2 protein-coding genes are annotated in these 3388 nt (G+C 66.2%); both read right to left on the bottom strand.

Going from position 1 to position 3388, the window contains the following annotated elements; genetic code table 11:
• Nucleotides 1-279: 279 nt before the first annotated feature.
• Complete coding sequence (locus tag J0I64_RS03625) at nt 280-1134, bottom strand: DMT family transporter (RefSeq protein ID WP_291406254.1); 855 nt, start codon at nt 1132-1134, stop codon at nt 280-282.
• Between the two features lies 1 nt (nt 1135).
• Nucleotides 1136-3388: PIG-L family deacetylase (locus tag J0I64_RS03620; RefSeq protein WP_291406253.1), on the bottom strand; the 2253-nt coding region annotated here is incomplete at its 5' end.

Genomic DNA, 3388 nt, shown 5'->3' with positions numbered 1-3388 from the left:
TCGACAAGTTGACCCCGGGTGCCTTCCGCATCATGGCCAACCTGATCCAGCCGGCCAAGCGCTAAGGCTTAAACCATCCGGCTCGCGCACCCTCCCAGCGCGAGCCGCAACCGCCCCGTTGTTGCGGCGGTAACCCCCGGCGCGCCCTCGGCCGGGGGTTTTTGTTTTTTGGGGATGGCGCAGAGGGCCAGACCTTGAACTGGCCGAAGGTGCACGCCTTCACTCGCTCGACCTTGTGGTTCGAGGCTTCGCGTCTTGCCACGCGGTCTTTTCGTTCGTTTAGCGGCGGGGGCGGTCGAGGCGCGTGGTGAGGGCCAGGGCGCCGATGATGATGACTGTGCCTGTGATCGTCGTGGGGGCGGGGATTTCGCCAAAGGCGATGAAGCCAGCGATGCTGGCGAGGACGATGGAGAGATATCCAATCGGCGCGAGGAGATTGGCCGGCGTCGACTGATAGGCGCGCAGGAAGCAATATTGGCCGATCTGGGCGAGGATGCCGATGGCAAGGAGCAAAGGCCAATCGGTTTGTGCCACGGGCTGCCAGGAGAAGGCGGCGGGGATGGCGGTGAAGACCGTGAGGCCGACGGTATAAAACACCATCAGGACTGTGGTGTTTTCCCTGGCGAGGGCGCGGGTCTGGACGGTGGCGAGAGAGCCGAAAAGGACCGAACCCAGAGCGGCCAGAATGCCGAGGTTCCAGGTAACTTCGCCCGGCGCGACCATGACGAGGACGCCGAGAAAGCCTATGGCGGCGCCGATCCAGCGCCAGGGGCCGGAGCGCTCGCCGAGAAGGAAGGTCGCAAGCGCGAGGACAACCAGCGGGCGCATGAAGCCGATGGCATTGGCGAGCGCCAGCGGCAGGGCGGTGAGCGCGGCGAAATTGGTGTTGAGCGCCAGGGTGTTGCAGAGCACGCGAAAGGCGTGGCGGCCCCATTGGCGGGTTTCCCGCAGGGCCTGGCGATGGCGCCAGGCGAGCGGGAGCACGCTGACAAGGCCGATCAGGGAGCGGATGAACACCATCTGCACGGCCGGATAGCTGGCGCCGCCAAGCTTTACCAGCACCGTCATCACCGTGACCAGCAACATGTCGCTCGCGAGCCAGGCAAAGCCGGCTCGCGATTGGGTGGTCTGCATGTCAGGCGGACTGCAGCAGGTTTGCCATCAGGCGGAAGGCGCCGGGGACGAGTTTGTCGAGCTGGTGGTGCAGGACAAGGCTCGTGTGGGTGTGGCGACCGGTGCTGATTTTCGCCGAGAGCAAGGAGCCGGTGAGCGGCTTTTCGCCGGCATCGCTCATGGCGAGGAGCGGGGTATAGGCCGCATCCCAGGCAGAGGCGAAATAGAGGCCGCGTTCCTTGTCCCAGCCGCTGAAATCATCGGCGGTGATGCGATTGGGTCCGGCGAACAGCTTGTGTTCGGGATCAAGGAAGGTGACTTCGGCCGCAGGATTGGTGGTGCGCCAGCGCAGCGACGGGCTGCCGATGGTGATCGGGCGGGGGGGCGTCGTGTCCGGCGTCCAGCCATCGCTCGGGCGGTGGTAGAGTGTGACGAGATGGCCACCGGCCTCGACCCAGCGGTGCAGCTTTTGCGTTGCGGCCTTGAGGTCGGGGCGGAGACCGAAGGTGAAGATGCCGACGACGATGGTGTCGTAGTTCGAGAGATCGCCGGCAAGGGCTTCGGCGTCGAGTTCTGTGATGTTGGCGCCCATGCGGTTAAGCCACAGGCCGACGCGATCGGAACCGCCGCCGACATAGCCGACCCTGGTGTCGGGCAGGGCCAGGTTGAGAGCGAGCACGTCGAGCGAGAGCGGACGAGCAAAGCGCGTGCGGCCGATATGGGGATAGGCGATGGGTGTGATGCCGAAGGCCGGTGCGCCATCGACAAGGAGCGGTAGCGTGTGGCGCCCCGCGGTGAGCAGCACGTCGGAGGTTACGGCGAAGGTGTTTTCGCTGGCTTCGACGGTGAGGCTCGGCGCGCCGGGGAGGGCGATGCGATCAAGGGCGATATCGGCCTTGATGGCGACGGTTTTCGTCGTGGGCAAGGAGAGCGGCAGGATCAGGGCGTCGGGAGTGATCGCGACGGTATAGGCCGGGGCGAGCTGCAGGTCTTCCTCGGTGTCACGGGTGAAGCGAATCATTTCGCCGTTCACTTCGGCTTCGACAAGCAGCGACACGTTGCCGTTTCTGCCGAGGACCAGCCAATCGGGGCGGAAGGCGTTGTCGATTGATGCTTCACCGAGGGCCGTGAGTGGGATGGTCAGACGATCGCCGGAAATTTCTGCCGAACCGGCGGGGGCGAAGGCGCCGGAGGTTATGGGCGTGACGCGGATGGATTGGGCGGCGCCGCGCTCGACTTCGAGAACGAGATCGACAGTGCCACCGGGGGCGACGCTGGCGGAAGAAACGGAGGCGTAGATTTCAAGGCCGGCGGCGATGGCCGTGGCGGCATCGAGTTCTTCGAGTTTGCGCGACAGCCGGTGGGCGTGTTCGGGCGCGATATCCTGCTGCGCGCCACGGATGGCACGGCGGGCGATGCTGAGGGCGGGGAGAACGGCCGCGCTATTGGGGAAAGCGGCAATGGCCTGGGCTAGGGCCGCGTCGGCTGCGGCGAGATAGGGCGACGGGCCGAGATCGGCGAGGGACTTTGGCAAGTCATCGAGGAGGTCGCTTTGCGCATTGGCGCCGACGCGGTGGAGCTGCCACTGCGTTTCGCCCGGATGACGCCAGTGACCCATGTTCTGGCTCGCATGGTAGGCGCGAGAGACTTCGCCGAGCTGCCAATATGGCATGCCGGTGGCAAAATCGGTGTCCGGGGCGCGGACGACAATGTTCGCCGCAGGTGGGGGGACTTCGTCATCATAGGTGTCGCCGCCGCCGGACCAGGCCGGGAGGCAGAATTTTGCGACCGTCCAGGGAGCGAGGCCATCGGTTTCGTAGGCGGGATCGGCGGCAAGAGCCAGGGCGCGCTCGGCGGCTTCGGTCATGGCGCGGTGGTGGCCGTGTTGGCCGGGCACGTCGAGGAAGGTGGGGATGACGACGTCGGGGCGGAATTCGCGATAGGCACGGACGAGGCGATCCATGGTGCGGTCTTCGCCCCAGCGCGAGAGGGTGTCGGGACCGGATTTGGAGAAGCCGAAATCGTGCACGGGATCATCGGGGCCGTGGCCGAGCCAGGCGACGTCGGCATCGAGCGCCCGGGCCGCCTCTTCCATTTCGCGCGAGCGCATGACGCCGAGCACGCCGCCACGCTCGGGCCCGAGCGTGTTCTGGCCGCCTTCGCCGCGGGTCGAACAGGCGACGACGACGCGCATGCCGAACTGGTGGCGCATGGCGGCCAGCATTTCGCTGTGTTCGTCATCGGGGTGGGCGCCGGTATTCATCACCGTCACGGT

This window comes from Devosia sp. (assembly GCF_017307565.1).
In the GTDB taxonomy this organism is placed as follows: Bacteria; Pseudomonadota; Alphaproteobacteria; order Rhizobiales; family Devosiaceae; genus Devosia.
Note: the sequence above shows the minus strand (reverse complement) of the source record. Positions and strands in the feature narration are given on the sequence as shown.

Excerpts from the sequence above, each read along its gene's own strand:
- J0I64_RS03625 (WP_291406254.1), bottom strand. The coding sequence starts at position 1,134 with ATGCAGACCACCCAATCGCGAGCCGGCTTTGCCTGGCTCGCGAGCGAC.